16 protein-coding genes and 1 pseudogene are annotated in these 15,505 nt (G+C 71.8%); 6 read left to right on the top strand and 11 right to left on the bottom strand.

Annotation, left to right across the window (positions count from 1 at the left end; translation table 11 throughout):
* Position 1: 1 nt before the first annotated feature.
* Entirely contained in the window at positions 2-706 is a 705-nt protein-coding gene (locus ABZ815_RS19110; protein WP_357699505.1) for a TioE family transcriptional regulator, read from the bottom strand.
* A gap of 77 nt (positions 707-783) precedes the next feature.
* Between ABZ815_RS19110 and ABZ815_RS19105 the strand changes: the two genes are divergently transcribed.
* Positions 784-1,968 (top strand): erythromycin esterase family protein, encoded by a 1,185-nt coding sequence (locus ABZ815_RS19105; protein ID WP_357699503.1) that lies wholly within the window; start codon positions 784-786, stop codon positions 1,966-1,968.
* Between the two features lie 2 nt (positions 1,969-1,970).
* On the opposite strand, the gene ABZ815_RS19100 is transcribed toward ABZ815_RS19105, so the two are convergent.
* Together ABZ815_RS19100 and ABZ815_RS19095 are read right to left on the bottom strand one after the other, a co-directional pair.
* On the bottom strand, positions 1,971-3,050 hold the full coding sequence (locus ABZ815_RS19100) for an ABC transporter substrate-binding protein (protein ID WP_357699501.1): 1,080 nt from the start codon (positions 3,048-3,050) through the stop codon (positions 1,971-1,973).
* The gene (locus ABZ815_RS19095; protein ID WP_357699499.1) at positions 3,047-3,580 is read right to left on the bottom strand and encodes a SigE family RNA polymerase sigma factor; all 534 of its coding nucleotides are present in this window, start codon (positions 3,578-3,580) and stop codon (positions 3,047-3,049) included. The genes ABZ815_RS19100 and ABZ815_RS19095 overlap by 4 nt, the downstream gene beginning before the upstream one ends.
* 484 nt (positions 3,581-4,064) lie before the next feature.
* On the opposite strand from ABZ815_RS19095, the gene ABZ815_RS19090 reads away from it, so the two are divergent.
* A complete protein-coding gene (locus tag ABZ815_RS19090; RefSeq protein WP_357699497.1) occupies positions 4,065-5,309 on the top strand; it encodes a hypothetical protein in 1,245 nt (414 codons plus the stop codon).
* A 21-nt stretch (positions 5,310-5,330) separates the two neighbouring features.
* On the opposite strand, the gene ABZ815_RS19085 is transcribed toward ABZ815_RS19090, so the two are convergent.
* The 6 genes from ABZ815_RS19085 to ABZ815_RS19060 form a co-directional block, all read right to left on the bottom strand.
* Positions 5,331-6,335 (bottom strand): HEAT repeat domain-containing protein, encoded by a 1,005-nt coding sequence (locus ABZ815_RS19085; protein ID WP_357699495.1) that lies wholly within the window; start codon positions 6,333-6,335, stop codon positions 5,331-5,333.
* A gap of 6 nt (positions 6,336-6,341) precedes the next feature.
* A complete protein-coding gene (locus ABZ815_RS19080) occupies positions 6,342-7,010 on the bottom strand; it encodes a HEAT repeat domain-containing protein (RefSeq protein WP_357700083.1) in 669 nt (222 codons plus the stop codon).
* Positions 7,011-7,081: 71 nt separating this feature from the next.
* A complete protein-coding gene (locus tag ABZ815_RS19075) occupies positions 7,082-8,476 on the bottom strand; it encodes a cytochrome b N-terminal domain-containing protein (protein ID WP_357699493.1) in 1,395 nt (464 codons plus the stop codon).
* Positions 8,477-8,563: 87 nt separating this feature from the next.
* Positions 8,564-9,373: a carbohydrate ABC transporter permease gene (locus ABZ815_RS19070; protein WP_357699491.1), complete on the bottom strand. Its 810-nt coding sequence runs from the start codon at positions 9,371-9,373 to the stop codon at positions 8,564-8,566.
* Entirely contained in the window at positions 9,370-10,221 is an 852-nt protein-coding gene (locus ABZ815_RS19065) for a sugar ABC transporter permease (RefSeq protein WP_357699489.1), read from the bottom strand. The genes ABZ815_RS19070 and ABZ815_RS19065 overlap by 4 nt, the downstream gene beginning before the upstream one ends.
* Positions 10,218-11,534, bottom strand: a complete 1,317-nt coding sequence (locus ABZ815_RS19060) for a sugar ABC transporter substrate-binding protein (protein ID WP_357699487.1) — start codon at positions 11,532-11,534, stop codon at positions 10,218-10,220. Before ABZ815_RS19060 ends, ABZ815_RS19065 begins: the two co-directional genes overlap by 4 nt.
* Before the next feature lie 180 nt (positions 11,535-11,714).
* On the opposite strand from ABZ815_RS19060, the pseudogene ABZ815_RS19055 reads away from it, so the two are divergent.
* Both ABZ815_RS19055 and ABZ815_RS19050 read left to right on the top strand, forming a co-directional pair.
* A pseudogene (locus tag ABZ815_RS19055) lies at positions 11,715-11,783 on the top strand (hypothetical protein); the annotation flags it as partial.
* Positions 11,784-11,929: 146 nt separating this feature from the next.
* Entirely contained in the window at positions 11,930-12,127 is a 198-nt protein-coding gene (locus ABZ815_RS19050) for a hypothetical protein (protein WP_357700095.1), read from the top strand.
* A 3-nt stretch (positions 12,128-12,130) separates the two neighbouring features.
* Here ABZ815_RS19050 and ABZ815_RS19045 read toward each other — a convergent pair whose 3' ends face one another.
* On the bottom strand, positions 12,131-13,201 hold the full coding sequence (locus tag ABZ815_RS19045; RefSeq protein WP_357699485.1) for a saccharopine dehydrogenase NADP-binding domain-containing protein: 1,071 nt from the start codon (positions 13,199-13,201) through the stop codon (positions 12,131-12,133).
* Between the two features lie 71 nt (positions 13,202-13,272).
* Between ABZ815_RS19045 and ABZ815_RS19040 the strand changes: the two genes are divergently transcribed.
* The gene (locus tag ABZ815_RS19040) at positions 13,273-14,253 is read left to right on the top strand and encodes a helix-turn-helix domain-containing protein (protein WP_357699483.1); all 981 of its coding nucleotides are present in this window, start codon (positions 13,273-13,275) and stop codon (positions 14,251-14,253) included.
* Here ABZ815_RS19040 and ABZ815_RS19035 read toward each other — a convergent pair.
* Positions 14,226-14,663, bottom strand: a complete 438-nt coding sequence (locus tag ABZ815_RS19035; protein ID WP_357699482.1) for a cupin domain-containing protein — start codon at positions 14,661-14,663, stop codon at positions 14,226-14,228. The genes ABZ815_RS19040 and ABZ815_RS19035 overlap by 28 nt on opposite strands.
* A 104-nt stretch (positions 14,664-14,767) precedes the next feature.
* Here ABZ815_RS19035 and ABZ815_RS19030 point away from each other — a divergent pair.
* Positions 14,768-15,505, top strand: a 738-nt coding sequence (locus tag ABZ815_RS19030) for an AfsR/SARP family transcriptional regulator (RefSeq protein ID WP_357699480.1), incomplete at its 3' end; no start/stop codon positions are given.

Here is a 15,505-nt window from a genome sequence, read left to right as displayed (position 1 = left end):
GTTAGATGCCCCTTCCGGTGTCAAAGTTCCGCTCATGCAGGTAGGCGTCCAGCGCGGCGGCGCCGGTGAGCATGGCCAGGCCCCTGGACGTGAGCCGGTCGCGCCAGTCGCGGAGCGTCGCCTGAAGGGGCTCGGGGCCGCCCGCCGCGCGCACCTGGTCCAGCACCTGGCGGATCTGCTCCAGCCCGTAGCCGCCGCGCCGGAGCTGGTGGGCCAGCAGCACGTCGCGGACGTCGGCGGAGGTGTAGACGCGGTAGCCGGTGCGCGGGTCGCGCCGGGGCACGGTCAGCCCCGCGCGCTCCCACTTGCGCAACGTCGCCGGCTTGATGCGCAGGCGGCGGGCCAGCGGGCCGATGAACGTGACGCCCGGTTCCAGCTCGCGCGGCGGCGCCAGGTCGCGCAGCGCGCGTTCGACGGCCTCCAGCGTGCGCCGGTCCTCGGCGAGCTGGGCGTGGCCGTCGTCGATCAGGCGCAGCGCCTCCTCGACGCCGCCGCCGTTGACGGCCCGCATGATCGCCGTCGCGGTCGCGTGCCCGTGGGCGGGGATCAACTCCAGGAACGTCCGCAGCGCCGCCGCGTGGCGCGGGGTGTAGACGCGGTAGCCGTGCGGGGAGCGCTTGGACGGCGGCAGGATCTCCGCGTCCTCGTAGTTGCGCACGGCCTGCGTGGACAGCCCGTGCCCCCGCGCCAGATCGATGGGCCGCATCTTGAAGGTAAGCCTTCCCGAACGCCTGCAGTTCGGCCGAAAGCTTACACGAAGAGTTCAACGATACGGTTGAAGCCATGACGACCCCGATCCGGGACGCCGCCCAGCCGTTCTCCGGCGGCGCCCTGACCGCGCTGTTGCCCCCCGGCGTCCGCGTCCTCGGTCTCGGCGAGCCCACCCATGGCGTGGAAGCCTTCCTTGAGCTGCGCAACGAGCTCTTCCGTCATCTCGTCGAGCACGAGGGTTACCGGTCGATCGCCATCGAGAGCGACTGCCTGGCCGGCCTGGCCGCCGACGCGTACGTCACCGGCGGCGCGGGCACCCTCGACGCGGCGATGAGCCGCGGTTTCAGCCACGGGTTCGGCGCCTCGGCCGCCAACCGCGAGCTCCTGCGCTGGATGCGCGCCCGCAACGAGCGGCGTCCGCCGCGGGAACACCTGCGCTTCGACGGCTTCGACGCCCCCGTGGAGATCACCGGCCCGGCCGCCCCTCGCCCGGCCCTGACCGCCCTGTACGACCACCTCGCCCCCCACCTCGACCTGCCCCTGACCCGCGACGCCCTCGACGCGCTGCTCGGCCCCGACGAACGCTGGACCGACCCGGCCGCCCTCACCGACCCCTCCCGGTCGATCGGCGGCACGCCGGAGGTCAAGGAACTGCGCCTGATCGCCGACGACCTGGGCGTGCTGCTGACCGCGCACGCCCCCCGTCTGGCGGCCGTCACGTCCGAGGACGACCGTTGGCGGGCCGGCCTGTACGCCCGCACCGCCTCCGGGCTGCTGCGCTACCACGCCGCCATGGCCGACCCCTCGCCCGCCCGCCTCGGCACGCTCATGGGCCTGCGCGACACGATGATGGCCGGCAACCTCGACGCGATCGTCCGGCGCGAGGACCGCCGGGGCCCGACCCTCGTCTTCGCCCACAACCGCCACCTGCAGCGCGACGAGAGCCGGCTGTGGTTCGCGGGCGAGCCGCTGCGATGGTGGAGCGCGGGCGCCGTCCTCGCCGCCGATCTCGGCGACCGGTACGCCTTCGCCGCCGCCGGGTTCGGCTCCCGGGGCGCCGACGTGCCAGCGCCCGGCACCCTCGAAGGCATCCTGTCGGCCCTGCCCGAGGACCGCGTCGTCGTGGACCCCCGCCGCCTGGCCGGGGCGCTCGACGGCACGCCGGCGCCCCGCGTCCCGGCGGACCACACCCACCTGTCCCTCGACCCCGCCACCGTCCACCAGGCGGACGCGATCGTCTTCCTCAAGGAGATCTGAGCTCAGCCGCCCTTCGCGACGGCCGTCCCGAGGTCCGCCGGGCGGGCGATGAGCCGGTGGGAGCGGGCCAGGTCGGCGATCCGCTGGAGCTCCGCGAGGTCCAGCTCGGCGGGGAAGGAGCCGATCTCGGCTTGTGCCGCCGCCGCCCCGGTGATCTTCGTGTAGCTGGGCAGCGCGTCGCGTACCTGCCGGGGGTCGGTCGCGATCAGGTGTTGCGCCTTGGTCAGCGCGCGCCGGAAGGCCGCCAGCGTGCGGGGGTTCTCCCTGATCCACCGGTCGGTGGCCGACATGCCGGCCGTGTACAGGTTCGCGAACCCGCGGGTCATCGGGTCCTCCACGATCCGCGCGCGCCCGGTCTCACGGCCGACAGTGACGTACGGCTCCACCAGCAGCGCGGCGTCGACCTGCCCCTTGTCCATGGCGAGGAGCATCTCGGGGTAGGGCTTCTCGACCAGCAGGAAGTCCCGGGACGTGAGCCCGGCCCGCTTCAGCGCGGCCTCCAGCGCCAATGGCCCGAGCCCCGCGAGGTTCGGGATCGCGATCTTCTTCCTCCTGAGGTCGGCCACGGTCCGGGTCCTCGACCTGGGGTGCACGGCGATCGCGAAGCTCCCGGGCGCGGCACGGTGCAGGCCGGAGACGATCCGGAAGGACTTGCCGCCCTCGTTCATCTTGAAGAGCGAGGCGTAGTCGGTCTGCGCCAGGTCCAGCCTGCCCAGGTCGAGCTCCGGGGCCGCCGCGGCGGCCCCGGAGACGATCTGCGGGACGACCGTCAGCCCCTCCTCCCTGAAGTAGCCCTGCCCCAGCGCGACGAACACCGGCGCCGACTCCACACTCGCCACCACGCCGACCTTGACGACGGACCGCTCGGGCGGCTGGGCCGGGCGCACGGCGGCGCGCGGCTCGCCGGGCAGCGCCCGCACGCCGACGGTGGCGGCGAGCACGACGACGACCACCACCACGGCGGCGGCCAGGGCCATGACGTTGCGCCGCCTGCGGTGATGAGCCTCGAACGCCCTGGCCGCCAGGTCGCGCTCCGGCATGTCCTCCGCGATGCGGCCGAGCTGATCTCCGAGCCAGGTCATCGGCGTGCCCCCTCACTGTGGGCCGGGTCGTCCAGGACGGGCAGTCTGGGCCCCAGCTCGGGGGCCAGCGTCCGCAGGCGGGCCAGCGCGTGGTGCGCCTGGCTCTTGACGGTGCCGACCGAGCAACCCAGCAGGTCGGCGACCTCACGCTCGGTCCGGTCCTCGTAGAAGCGCAGGACGAGCACGGCGCGCTGCTTGGGCGTCAGCCGCATGAGCGCCTGGCGCAGCACGATCCGCAGCACGGTGGAGTCATCGCTCACGTACGCGCGGTCGGGCGGCTCGGCGCTCGGCACCTCGTCCGAGCTGCGGCGACGTCGCCACGAGATGTACTGGTTCACCATCATCTTGCGCGCGTAGGCGTCAAGGTTGCCGACGTGGCGTAACCTCGACCACCGCCCGATCATCCGGACGAACACGCTCTGGAGGAGGTCCTCCGCGAGGTGGACCTCTCCGGTGAGCAGGTAGGCCAGGCGCGTCAACGGGCGTTGGTGAGCATCAACGAACGCCCGGAAGGCGGTGTCGCGATCCAACGTCTCTCCTTAGTCTCGATGCCCTCCAGACGCTGTGGGCGTGGCGAAAGGTTGGCACCCGTGAGAAGCGTGTGACGGGCCTCTGCCGCCGCGGTTCATTTATCGGCATTTAATAAATGATGTCGTCAAGGCGCATTCTTCTCGCATGGCGGCGCGCGATACACGCTCGTTAAAGTCGGGGTAACGTCAGGCTCCACGGATTCCCCGACAAGAGGACGAGCCGATGAACTGCGGTCACTGCGACAGCCCCAACCTCGCCGATTCCCAGGTCTGCGCGAATTGTGGCCGCCATTTCCAGCGCGACCGCCCGGCCGCGACAGAGGTGACGCGATATCTCTGCATCGCCATGCTGCTCGATGCGAAAGTGCGTAATTCCACCATTCGTTCCATTCTTCATGACCGGTTCCGGGCCGTCGCCCAGTCCCCCGGCGTCGACCTGGCCACGATGCTCAAATACGGCCTGATGGCCCAAAGGCGCCAACGCGTGCGCGATACCGTGCTGGCCGTGCTCGCCCTGGCCACGCTGGCCCTGCTGTCCAGCTCGCTCGTCCTGCTCCCGCTCTTCCTGGCCTGGCTCGTCGTCTTCGTGGAGCTCTACGACGCCTACGAGTCGGTCATCCTGACCAAGCTGACCCGCGACTCCTTCGACCCGGCCGAGGCGCCGCTGCCCAGCTCGCCCGCGCTGCGCGACCACCTGGTCGACATCGCCGACCGTGGCGCCGGGAACGTCACGGTGTTCGCCGACTACTCCCCCTTCGTCGGCTACGGCAGCAGGATCAACAACTGGTCGTTCACCATGAACGTCGCCAAGGCCAGGCCCGGCGAGACCGTCGTGCCCTTCGCCGTCGGCGAGCTCTACGACCGGGTGGCGGCCGAGATCGCCGCCCTCGGCCTGCCCGGTCTCACCGTCGGCGACAAGCTCTTCGTCAACGGCCTCGACCTGCGCTACGAGACCGACCCCGAGCTCCAGGCGGCCGTGCTGCCCGACGCCCTGCTGCCGCCCGTGCCCACGGTGAGCGAGCGGTTCATCCACGAGCTGCGCGACAACCCCCGCACGAGGGCCCGCCCCTACCTCACGGTCAGCGTGACCGGCTGGGAGGGCGAGGTGGTCATCTCGATCTTCCTCCGGTTCGTGCTGCTCGCCGAGAAGGGGATGATGTTCACCGAGGCCGGCTACTCGCTGCTGCCGCCGCTGCGGGAGTCGTACCGCGAGGTCGACCGGCTGGTCAACTGCGCGCCGTCGGAGCGGATGGCCCGGATGGCGCTCTCGGCGCTGGGGCGCACCTTCGCGGGGCTGGTGCTGGCCCTGCCCAACACCCTCGCCGCGGTGTCGGAGCCCAGGAGGCGCAGGCGCCAGCAGAAGGCGAGCATCAAGGCCATCCGCGGCCACACCTTCAACTACGGGGCGGCCTACAACCCGCGCGAGCACGCCACCGACCACCTCTACCACCGCTACTTCCAGCAGCTCGACAAGGAGATGTACGTCAAGGCCGCCGAGCAGCGGATCATGGACGCCGTCGCCGACTTCCTGGAGGAGCACAACGTCGACGTGAGCGACCTGCGCGACCGCCAGACGACCATCCTGAACAACGGCATCTTCGTCACCGGTCAGGCCCAGGTCACCGGCAACAGCATGGCGGTCGGCACGGGCGCGGTCGCGCGCGTCGAGAGCCGCATCCGGCAGGGCCTCGGCCAGGCCGCCGCGGCGGCACAGCGGAACACGGGATGAACGACCACGGCGTCCGCGCGTTCAGCGTGTGTCGCGGATGCCCAGGATGTAGGTGGCGGTGAGCGCCACGGCGCGGTCGTCGTCGTGTGACAGGTCCGCGAGGGCACGTGAGGCGGTCGCTCCCGGGATGTCGGCGAGCGCCTGCGTCAGCCGCAGGCGCTCGGACGGGTCGGCGGAGCTGCGGGCGAGGCGGTCCATCAGCCCGGCGGCGATCGGATCCGCCGCGCCCGGACGGCCCGCCAGCGTGCTCAGGGCGTCGGCCGCCTCGACGTCGTTCGTGCCCTCGACGACCATGTCGATGAGGGCCGGGATCGCGTCGGGCACCCCGCGTGCCCCGAGCGCCAGGGCCGCGGGCCGGCGGACCACGACGTCGGGGTCGGTCAGGGCGTCCCGCAGCAGCTCGGTCGCCCGGTCGTCCGGGAGCTCGGCGATCGACCGGACGGCGCGGGCGCGCACCTCGGCCGCCGGTGCGCGCAGGCCCTCCGCCAGCAGCGCCGAGGCGTCGTCGCCCGATCGCGCCAGGGCCCATCGCAGCGCTCCGGCGACGTTCGGGTCGCTCTCGCTCAGCGCCGCCTCCACCAGCGCCTCCACCGGCACCGGAACCTCGTCGGCCGAGGCCAGGGCCGCGCTCTGGCGGCTGCCGGCGTTCTTCGACCCCAGCGCGTGCAGGAGGGCGACGATCTGGAGCACGTCCTCCCAGCCGGCGGGTTCGGCGGCGTCGATCCGGCGCAGCCGGGTGAGCAGCTCCGTCTCGGCCGCGATGCGTTCCCGCGTCCGGCGGATGAGGTCGTCCACGAGGGCCGAGGGAGTGAAGCCGGGATCGTCGAGCGCCCGCCCGACGTCGCGCAGCGACAGCCCCAGCGAGCGCAGGCTCTCGATGTGGAAGATCCGCCGGATGTCCTCGCCGGAGTACTCGCGGTAGCCGGCGCCGCTACGGCCCGTCGGGCGTACCAGGCCGAGGGCGTCGTAGTGCCGGAGCATGCGGGCGCTCACCCCGGACCGCCTGGCCACGTCGCCGATCAGCACAGCCCATCATCCCTCCTGGCCGCCGGCGCCGAGTGCCACGACGCGCTTCGCCTCCTCGATCGCGAACTCGAATCCGGCCTCCGGGTCACGCAGCAGCCGTTCCGTGGCTCCGGCGTGCGTGCGCACGCCGGGGTCGGGGGCGGTCATCGCGGCGCGCAACGCCGGCTCGATCACCTCACCGAGCGCGACCAGCGCCCGGCTCAGGCTCAGCTGCGTCTCACGCCGGCCGCGCCCGAGCTGTGTCGACAATACTGCGGCCAGCGCCGGCTTCTCCTCCTCGGGGACGAGCACGACCGCGGTCCGCCAGGCGCTGCGCGCCACCTCGTCGTCGGCGTCGGTCAGCAGCTCCCGGGTGATCGACGGCCACGCACCCCGATCGCCGATCTTGGACAGCGTGTGCAACGCCTGACTCCGTGCCTGCGCGCGCCCCGACCGCAGTTCGCCGAGCAGCCTCGGGACCGTCAGCGCCGCCGGATGGCGGGTGAGCGCCCAGGTGAGCATGTCGCGCACGTGGAACTCCGGCTCGACGGCGCAGCGCTCGACGAGCTTGCCGACGTAGCGCGGGTCGGGCGTCGTGCCGACCCCCAGGGCGGCCCGCAGCCGTACCGACGGGTCCTCGTCGGCCAGCCCCTCGAAGGCGCGGGACACGTCCGCATTTTGTTCCTGCCTGGTCATCGCGACCACCTCCTCGGCGACCAGTGAAGACCTTGTCACAGTGTCAAGGTCAAGCGGGCTCACCTGTCCGGTCAGTCGCGCGGCGCGGTGACGGCCGGCTGCCGCTCGGGCTCCACGCGCATCGGGCGTTCGTGGAACCCGCCCCCCGCGCTCCGGACGATCACGCCGCTCTCCGGCCCGTGCTCCAGGACGTGCCGGTCCTGGAGGCCCAGGCCCAGGCAGAGCCGGTGGGTCAGCCAGAAGGCGACGACCGGGCCGACGATGACGGCGTACCTGAAGAAGACGGTCACGGCCTCCACCGAAAGCTGAAACTGGTGGGCGAGCTGGTCGTTGGCCGCGGCGGCCCACAGCAGCCCGTAGAAGGCGACCCCGGCGGCGGCGACGGCGGTCTTCACGGGCGCCTCGCGCGGCCGGTCCAGCACGGCCGGGCCGGTCCGTTCGGCGGCCAGGCGGCTCGTGCTCTTGGGCCGGCCGAGCGCGTCCCGCCGGTGGAGACGCCGCAGGACGACCTGCTCGCCCAGCGGGTAGCCGGCCAGGACGGTGAAGAACACCCCGGGCACCACCAGCGTGGGCACCAGGACGGCGAGGCTGAGCGTGTACCCCCCGATCGTCAGCTCCCAGCCCGGCATGATCCGCAGGGCGCCGTCGAGGAAGCCCATGTACCAGTCGGGCACCGATCCGGCCGAGATCTGGCCGGGGCCGGCGGGGCCGTACAGCCATATGGGGGCGATCTGGAAGGTCAGGCCGAGGATGACGAGCACCCCGATGGTCGCGCCCGCCATCAGCGGGCGGACGCCCGCGCGGGCCGGCGCGGGCGCGGCGAACCGCGAGTGCCCGTGCCGCCGCACCAGCCATTCGCGGGCGGCCAGCAATGCGACCATGACCAGCGGGATCACCAGCACGTGCGCCCAGTACAGAGTGGGGATGATGGCGTTGCCGGGGAAGTCGGCGCCGAAGAGCAGTTGCGTGGCGTACGACCCCACGAAGGGGACGGCCAGCAGGACCGACCGGATCAGCCACACGCTGCCGCCGGAGAGCATGTCGTCGGGCAGGATGTTGCCGGTCTCCCCCGCGGCCATCCCCAGCGCCAGCAGCGTCACCCAGATCAGCCACTGCCGCACGCGCGGCCGGCGGAAGGCGCCGGTCACGAACATCCGCAGCAGCTGCAGCGCGACCGCCGCCACGAACACCAGCGCCGACCAGTGGTGCACCTGCCGGACGAAGAGCCCGCCGCGCACCTCCAGGCTCAGCCGCATGGCCGAGTCGAACGCCCTGCTGACCGGGACGCCGCTCAGCGGCGTGTAGACGCCCTGGTAGAGCACCGGGGACATGTCCGGGTCGAAGAACACCATGAGGAACAGCCCGGTCACCACCAGGACGGCGAAGGACCAGATCGCCACCTCGGCGAACATGAACGACCAATGACCGAGCCCCGACGACAGACGTTTCCGTACCGGTGAGCGCATCGGACCCTCCTCGTTTTCGTCTCGCCTTCAAGACGGGATACGCGGGCGAGACGTGACGCCGGGGAGGGGTGAGTTACGTCATAGACCTCATCCCTTCACCGCTCCGCCGAGCAGCCCGGAGACGAACTGCTTCTGGAAGACGAAGAAGATGAGCATGAGCGGCAGCGTGGCCAGCAGCGCGCCCAGCATCAGGCCCGAGTAGTCGACGCGGGTCAGCCCGGTGAGGTGGCTGAGCGCGACCGGCAGGACGTACTTCTCCTCGCTGGTGAGCATGAGCAGCGGCCAGATGAAGGAGTTCCACTGGCTCATGAAGGTGAAGATGACCAGCGCGCCGAGCTGCGGCCGGACCACGGGCAGCACGATCCCGTAGAAGATGCGCAGGTCTCCCGCCCCGTCCAGGCGGCCGCTCTCGATGAGCTGGTCGGGGAAGTCGAGGAAGGCCTGGCGCATGAGGAAGATGCCGAACGAGTTCGCCAGGAACGGGACGACGATCGACTCGTAGGAGTCGACCCAGCCGATGCTGGCCATCATCTGGAACAGCGGCACCAGCAGCACCTGGAACGGGATCATCATCGTCGCCAGGATCACCGCGAGCAGCAGGCCGCGCCCGCGGAAGCGGTACTTGGCCAGGCCGTACCCGCCCATCGCGCTGACCAGGACGGACAGCGCGGTGTAGACGACGGCCGTGCCGAGGCTGTTGAGCACCACGCGGGAGAAGCCGATGGTCTCCTCCAGCGACCTCAGGTTGTCCAGCAGGGCGTCGCCGGGCAGGAACGGGGGCGGGCTGCGGAACAGCTCCCTCGTGTCGTGCGTGGAGGCGACGAACATCCAGTAGAACGGCGCGATGCTGATCACCGCGCCGGCCGCCATGAACAGCCAGAGCAGCAGGCGTTTCATGACTTCTCCTTCCCGAACCACCTGAACTGGGCGTAGGAGAGCACCCCGATGAGCAGCACAACCACCCACGCCATCGCCGCCGCGTATCCGAAGTCGAACTGCTTGAAGCCGACCTGGTAGAGCAGCAGGATCGGCGACGTGGTCGCGTCGTCGGGGCCGCCGTCGGTGAGCAGCTTGTTCTCGTCGAACAGTTGGAGCGTGCCGATCGTGGAGGTGATCGAGCAGAACAGGATCACCGGCTTGAGCTGCGGCACGATCACGCTGACGAAGGACCGGAACGGCCCGGCCCCGTCGATCGAGGCGGCCTCGTACTGCTCCTTGCCGATGGCCTGGAGCCCCGCCAGCAGGATGATCATGTTGTAGCCCGTCCACCGCCAGGTGATGGACGCGATCAGTGCCACCCGGGCCCAGGCCGGGTCGTCCAGCCAGGCGATCTCGGCGCCGAGCAACTGGTTGACCATGCCTCCGTCGGTGCGCAGCAGCACCCGGAAGACCACCGCGTAGGCGACCAGTGTCGTCACGGCGGGCAGGAAGTACGCGATCCGCAGCGTGGCACGGAAGCGCAGCCACGACTGGTTGAGCACGTACGCCAGCGCCAGGGCCAGCCCGATCATGATCGGCACCTGGACGACCAGGATCAGCCCGACGTTGACCAGGGACTGCAGGAACCTGTCGTCGTGCAGGAGGCGCTGGTAGTTCTCCAGGCCCGCCCATTCCGTCAGGCCGTCCTCGGTGCGCTGGAGGCTCTGCAGCAGGCTGGCCCCGAGCGGGTAGGCGAAGAAGAGCGCCAGCAGCGCGGCGGCGGGTCCCGCGAAGATCCAGGGGACCAGACGGCGCCGAAGGATCATGCGATCTCCCGCTTCGTGGCGGACGCGATCTGCTCGGCCGCCTCGTCGAGCACGGCCTTGGGGTCCTTGCCGCCCACCACCGCACGCTGCAGCAGCTTCTTCAGCAGCTCGCTGGCCTCGGCGTCGTCGTCGCTGGACTCCACGGCCGGGATGTTCCGCACCTGGTCGGCGAAGATCTTGTTGACCGGCTGCCCGTCGAAGTACTCGACCGGCTCGGAGAAGTACGGGTCGGCCAGCGCGGGCAGGTAGGCCGGGAAGAGCGACTCCTGCTTCATCATCGACAGCTGGCTGTCCTTGTTCGCCGTGACGAACTCGACGAACGCCCACGCCGCCTGCTGGTTCTTCGTCTGGCCCGTGACCGCCAGCATGGAACCGCCGTTGGCCGAGGTGCGCACCCCGCCCGGCTCGAACGCGGGCAGCGGGATCACGCCGAACTTGCCCTTGAGCTCCGGCATCTCCGACACCAGCGTGCCGGTCCACCAGACAGCGGTGGGCGCGACGGCCGCCTTGCCCTCCTTGGTGGCGGTGACCCGGCCGTCCCAGCCCTGCTCGTTCTGGAGCAGGCCCTTCTCGTTCAACGTCTTGATCACCGTCAACGCCTTGACGGCGGCGGGCGTGTTGACCGCGACCTTGCCGTCCACGAACCTGCCCTGCTTCTGCTGCTGCAACAAGGTGGTGAACAACGGCTCGCTGTTGCCCAGGTCGGAGACCATGAGCTTCTTGCCGGTCTTGGCCTTCAGCGTCTCGCCGGCCTTGATCAGGTCGTCCCAGGTCTGGATGTCGTCGGCCTTGATCCCGGCCTGCTCGAAGTAGTCACGCCGGTAGAACAGGCCGACGGGCGCGGAGTCCCACGGCAGCGCGAACAGCTTGCCGCCCTCGCCGGAGGCCGTCTGCCACTTGGCCGGGTCGAAGTCGGCCTTGAGCTTGCCGGCGACCGGGCCGAGGTCGGCCAGCCCGTTGGGGAAGTTCTTGGCGTAGCCGGCGACCCGCTCGTCCTCCAGGTGCACGACGTCGGGCAGGCCCGTGCCCGACTGCATGCCGACCGTGACCTTCTCGTAGATGTTGTCGTAGCCGACGTCGATCACGTCGACCTTCACCTTCGGGTGCAGCTTGGTGAACTCGGGCGCCAGGCGCTTGAGCGCGGTCGCTCCGACGTCGAACGACCACACCTTGACCTCGCCGGACAACTCGGCGGAGGTGGAGGCGGCAATCGTGGGGGCCGGCTTCTTGGCCGTGCCGGTGCCGCCGGTGGCGCATCCGGCGGCGAGAAGACCGGTGGCCAGCAGCCCGGCCGCGATTGTGTGGATCTTCACGGTGACCTCTTGCATCTGTAACATGTCACACTCTGAATACTGAGTGCTGAGTAACGTACGCTGAATACGCTTGATGCACCAGAGGTGAAATCGAACCGTTCCCGATGGATGTGGACCGGCGTCCGCGATGGCGGGAATCCGGTTGCCTTCCGCACCCGAGGTTCGCGATGATCGGCCGGCATGGGGAACGTGCTGCTGACCGGGGCCACCGGAGGCATCGGGCAGGCCCTGGTCGCCGCCCTCGGCGAGGCCGGGCACCGGGTGATCGCCGTCGGGCGCGACCCCGACACCTGGCGGCGCACGATGGCGGTGAACGTGGCCTCCCCCGCCGAGCTCGTCCGGCTCACGCTGCCCGCGCTGCGGCGCTGGCCGACTCGCTGCGGGAGGAGGAGGCCGTGCACGGGGTCCGGGTCACCACGGTCTTTCCGGCGGCGACGGCGACCGGTCTGCTGGGCGAGGTCAGGGCCGCCTTCGGGCGCCCGTACGACCCGGAAGTGTGCATCCGGCCGGGGTCGCTGGCCGCGATGGCCGTCTGGGCGCTGAACGCGCCGCCCGACTCCTACGCGTGCGAGCTGTCGGTGGTGCCGGGCTGAAGCTCAGCCGGTCTGGGCCCGCTCGTGGGCCGGGACGTCCAGCTCGACCACGATGTGGGGGGACAGCGCCCGCAGGAAGTCGGCCGCGTCGAAGATCTTCCCCGCCGAGGCGACCCCGGCGGCCCTGGTCCGGCCGGTGAGGACGCGCTGGACGGCCTCCACCGCGAGCGGCGCGGTGACGGCGTAGATGTCCTGGCCCCGGGCCACCGCCCGCCGTTCCTCGGCTCCCGAGCGCACGACCACGTCCACCACGAACGGCTGCGCCGACCGTCCGGACTCGTCGGCCGCGACCGGGGCCGGGGTGTCGGGGCTCGCCACGTCCGCGGCCGCCTCGACGGTCATGTACGTGCGCACCTCGGGAACGTCCAGGTGGCTCGGGACGGTCACGATGTCGGCCATCGAGAACTCCGCGACGACGTCGCGCGTCCCGGTCGGCTCGGGGAAGGACCACTTCTCGGCCGGCGCCCGGTCGTCGCGGTACTCCAGCCGGCCGCCGGCGTGGCGGACGCGCCGCCCGCCGCGCCGCTCCCGGGAGACCCGGCCCGCGACGCGGGTGCCGGTCGTGGGGTGCCAGCTGTCCAGGCCGTAGGCCACGTGCACCTGGTCCGCGCCGGTCCAGTCGCCCATCGCCGCCGTGACCAGCAGGTCGCCCAGGCCGCCGTAGAAGGCCATCGCGGGGACGATCACCGCTCCCGAAGCCCCGGCGCGTTCGGCGAACAGCTCGAAGGTGTCGACGTTGGCCTCGATCTCGGCGGCGACGTCCACGTACGGGATGCCGGCGCGCAGGGCCGCCTCGATCACGGGGGCGGCCGTGACGGCGAAGGGCCCGGCGCAGTTGATCACCGCTGCCACGCCGTCCAGCGCGCGGTCCAGCGACGCGGGATCGTCCGCCGACGCCTGCCTGGCCTCCGTCCCCGGGGTCGACTCCGCCAGTGCCCTGAGCGCGTCCCCGTTCCGGCCCGCCAGGACGGGGACCAGCCCGCGCCGCAGCAACTCCGCCACCACGAAGCGGCCCGTGTGCCCGTACGCGCCGTAGACCGCCACCGTGATCTGGTTCATGTCCGCATCAGTCATGTGGACATCCTGGCGATCCCCGGCGGTTCCGCACGAGCGTCCGGAACGACATGATGCGTACAATTCCGGACGTGAGTACGGTCGCGATAGCCGTCGCCGACGGGATCCTGCATTTCGAGCTGGCCCTGGCCTACGAGCTGTTCAGCTCGCCCCCGCCCGTCCCCGTCGATCGGTGGTACGAGCCGGTGATCTGCGGGGTGGGCCCCGTACGGGCCGACGGGCGGTTCCTGCTCGAACCCGACGCAGGGCTCGACCTGCTCGTACGGGCCGACACCGTGATCGTCCCCGGCTGGGCCGAGGTGGACGTCGAGCCGCCGGCCGACCTCGTCGCGGCCGTACGCGCGGCGCACGGGGCGGGCGCGCGGGTCGCCTCGCTCTGCACGGGCGCCTTCGTCCTGGCCGCGGCCGGCCTGCTGGACGGGCGGCGGGCCACCACCCACTGGGCCCACACCGACACGCTGGCCGCCCGCCACCCCCTGATCGAGGTCGATCCGGACGTGCTCTACGTGGACGAGGGCAGCGTGCTCACCGCCGCGGGCAAGGCCGCCGCCCTGGACCTGTGCCTGCACCTGGTCCGCCGCGACCACGGCTCGGCGGTCGCCAACACGATCGCCCGCCGCCTGGTCGTGGCGCCGCACCGGCCCGGCGGCCAGGCCCAGTTCGTCGCCTCGCCCGTACCCGAGCCGCACGGCCACCCCCTCAGCGACCTGCTCGCCTGGACGGGCCGGCACCTGGACCGGCACCTGACGGTGGAGGACCTGGCCCGCCGGGCGAACATGAGCTCGCGCCACCTCGGCCGCCACTTCAGGTCGATGACCGGCACCACCCCGCTGCAGTGGCTGCTGACCCAGCGGATCCGCCGCGCCCAGGAGCTCCTGGAGACCACCGACGACAGCGTGGACGCCATCGCCGAGGCCACCGGCATGGGCACCGCGGCCACGCTGCGCCGGCACTTCAACCGCACGGTCGGCGTGCCTCCAGACGCCTACCGCCGCACCTTCCGCGCCCGCTGGACGACGCCGGGTCAGCGGTCGGCGGGGTGGAAGTCGTAGGGCTTGGAGTCGTACACGTAGTAGACGCAGTCGGCGCCCGGGGCGCACTTGCCCCAGTGCTCCGCCTTCGACGGGTAGTACAGGTAGTCGCCGGCGCCGATCCGGTAGGTCTTGTGGCCCTTCACGTTCCAGAGCATGACGCCCGAGACGCCGACGACGTGCTCGGGGCTGGTGTGCCAGTGCGGGTCGAAGGGGGTGCCGGCCTTGAGGGTGAACATGGCCTCCGAAGGGCCGGTCTTCGGGTCGCCCTTGAGCTGGACGTACGTGCAGCCCTTGAGCCCTTCGCAGGGCGTGCCCGTCTCCTTGTGGGAGTGGTGGACGACCTTGCCGGGGGCCGAGTCGGCGTACGAGCTGGGGGCGCCGAGCACCATGAGGGCCAGCGCGCCGGCGGTGATCACTTTTTTGAGCATGTCGATCTCCCGTTAAGTGGACCGTGGTCCGAATGTGTCCGCAAGCTATCGGACTGCGGTCCGCTTCGTCAAGCGATCCTCCGGCGCGTGCCAGACTCCTGGTCATGGCGGATGCGACCGGGCCGGGCGGCGGCGACGACGGGCCGGTGCGCGTGGGCGTCCTCGGTCCCCTCACGCTGGTCACCGCCGACGGCCCGGCGCCGGTCGGCGGCGCGCGGCTGCGGGTGCTGCTGGCCAGGCTGGCTCTTGACGCCGGTCGTGCCGTCCGGCCGGAGACCCTGGCCGAGGCGCTGTGGGACGAGGCGCCGCCGGAGGCCCCCTCGCACGCGCTGCAGTCGCTGGTGTCCCGGCTCCGGCGCGTCCTGGGGCACCCGGGGCTGGTCACCTCAGGTCCGGCCGGGTACCGGCTGGCCGTCGAGCCGGACGCCGTCGACGCCGTGCGGTTCGAGCGGCTGGCCCGGGCGGGGCGGCGTTCGTCCGCGCGGTCCCGGCCCGCCGAGGCGGCCGCCACCCTGCGGGAGGCCCTGAGCCTTTGGCGCGGTCCGGCGCTGGCCGACGTGCGGGCGGCGCCGTTCGCCGCCGCCGAGGCCGAACGGCTCGAACGTGCCCGGCTGGCCGCCCTGGAGGACCGCGTCGAGGCCGACCTGACGCTGGGCGCCGACCTCGACCTGGTCGCCGAGCTGGAGTCGCTGGCCGCCGCGCACCCGTTGCGCGAGCGCCTGCACGCCCAGCTCATCCGGGCCCTCGCCCTCAACGGCCGGGGCGCCGAGGCGCTGGCCGCCTTCCAGCGCAACCGCGGCCTGCTCGCCGACGACGTCGGCGGCGACCCCGGACCGCACCAC

It is taken from the genome of Nonomuraea sp. NPDC047529, from assembly GCF_040642995.1.
Taxonomy (GTDB): Bacteria; Actinomycetota; Actinomycetes; order Streptosporangiales; family Streptosporangiaceae; genus Nonomuraea.
This window is presented reverse-complemented; position numbering and strand designations above follow the sequence as displayed.

Coding starts and splice junctions, on each gene's coding strand:
- ABZ815_RS19045 (WP_357699485.1), bottom strand. CDS start 13,201: ATGACTGATGCGGACATGAACCAGATCACGGTGGCGGTCTACGGCGCG.
- ABZ815_RS19105 (WP_357699503.1), top strand. CDS start 784: ATGACGACCCCGATCCGGGACGCCGCCCAGCCGTTCTCCGGCGGCGCC.
- ABZ815_RS19080 (WP_357700083.1), bottom strand. CDS start 7,010: ATGACCAGGCAGGAACAAAATGCGGACGTGTCCCGCGCCTTCGAGGGG.
- ABZ815_RS19110 (WP_357699505.1), bottom strand. CDS start 706: ATGCGGCCCATCGATCTGGCGCGGGGGCACGGGCTGTCCACGCAGGCC.
- ABZ815_RS19070 (WP_357699491.1), bottom strand. CDS start 9,373: ATGAAACGCCTGCTGCTCTGGCTGTTCATGGCGGCCGGCGCGGTGATC.
- ABZ815_RS19035 (WP_357699482.1), bottom strand. CDS start 14,663: ATGCTCAAAAAAGTGATCACCGCCGGCGCGCTGGCCCTCATGGTGCTC.
- ABZ815_RS19100 (WP_357699501.1), bottom strand. CDS start 3,050: ATGACCTGGCTCGGAGATCAGCTCGGCCGCATCGCGGAGGACATGCCG.
- ABZ815_RS19065 (WP_357699489.1), bottom strand. CDS start 10,221: ATGATCCTTCGGCGCCGTCTGGTCCCCTGGATCTTCGCGGGACCCGCC.
- ABZ815_RS19075 (WP_357699493.1), bottom strand. CDS start 8,476: ATGCGCTCACCGGTACGGAAACGTCTGTCGTCGGGGCTCGGTCATTGG.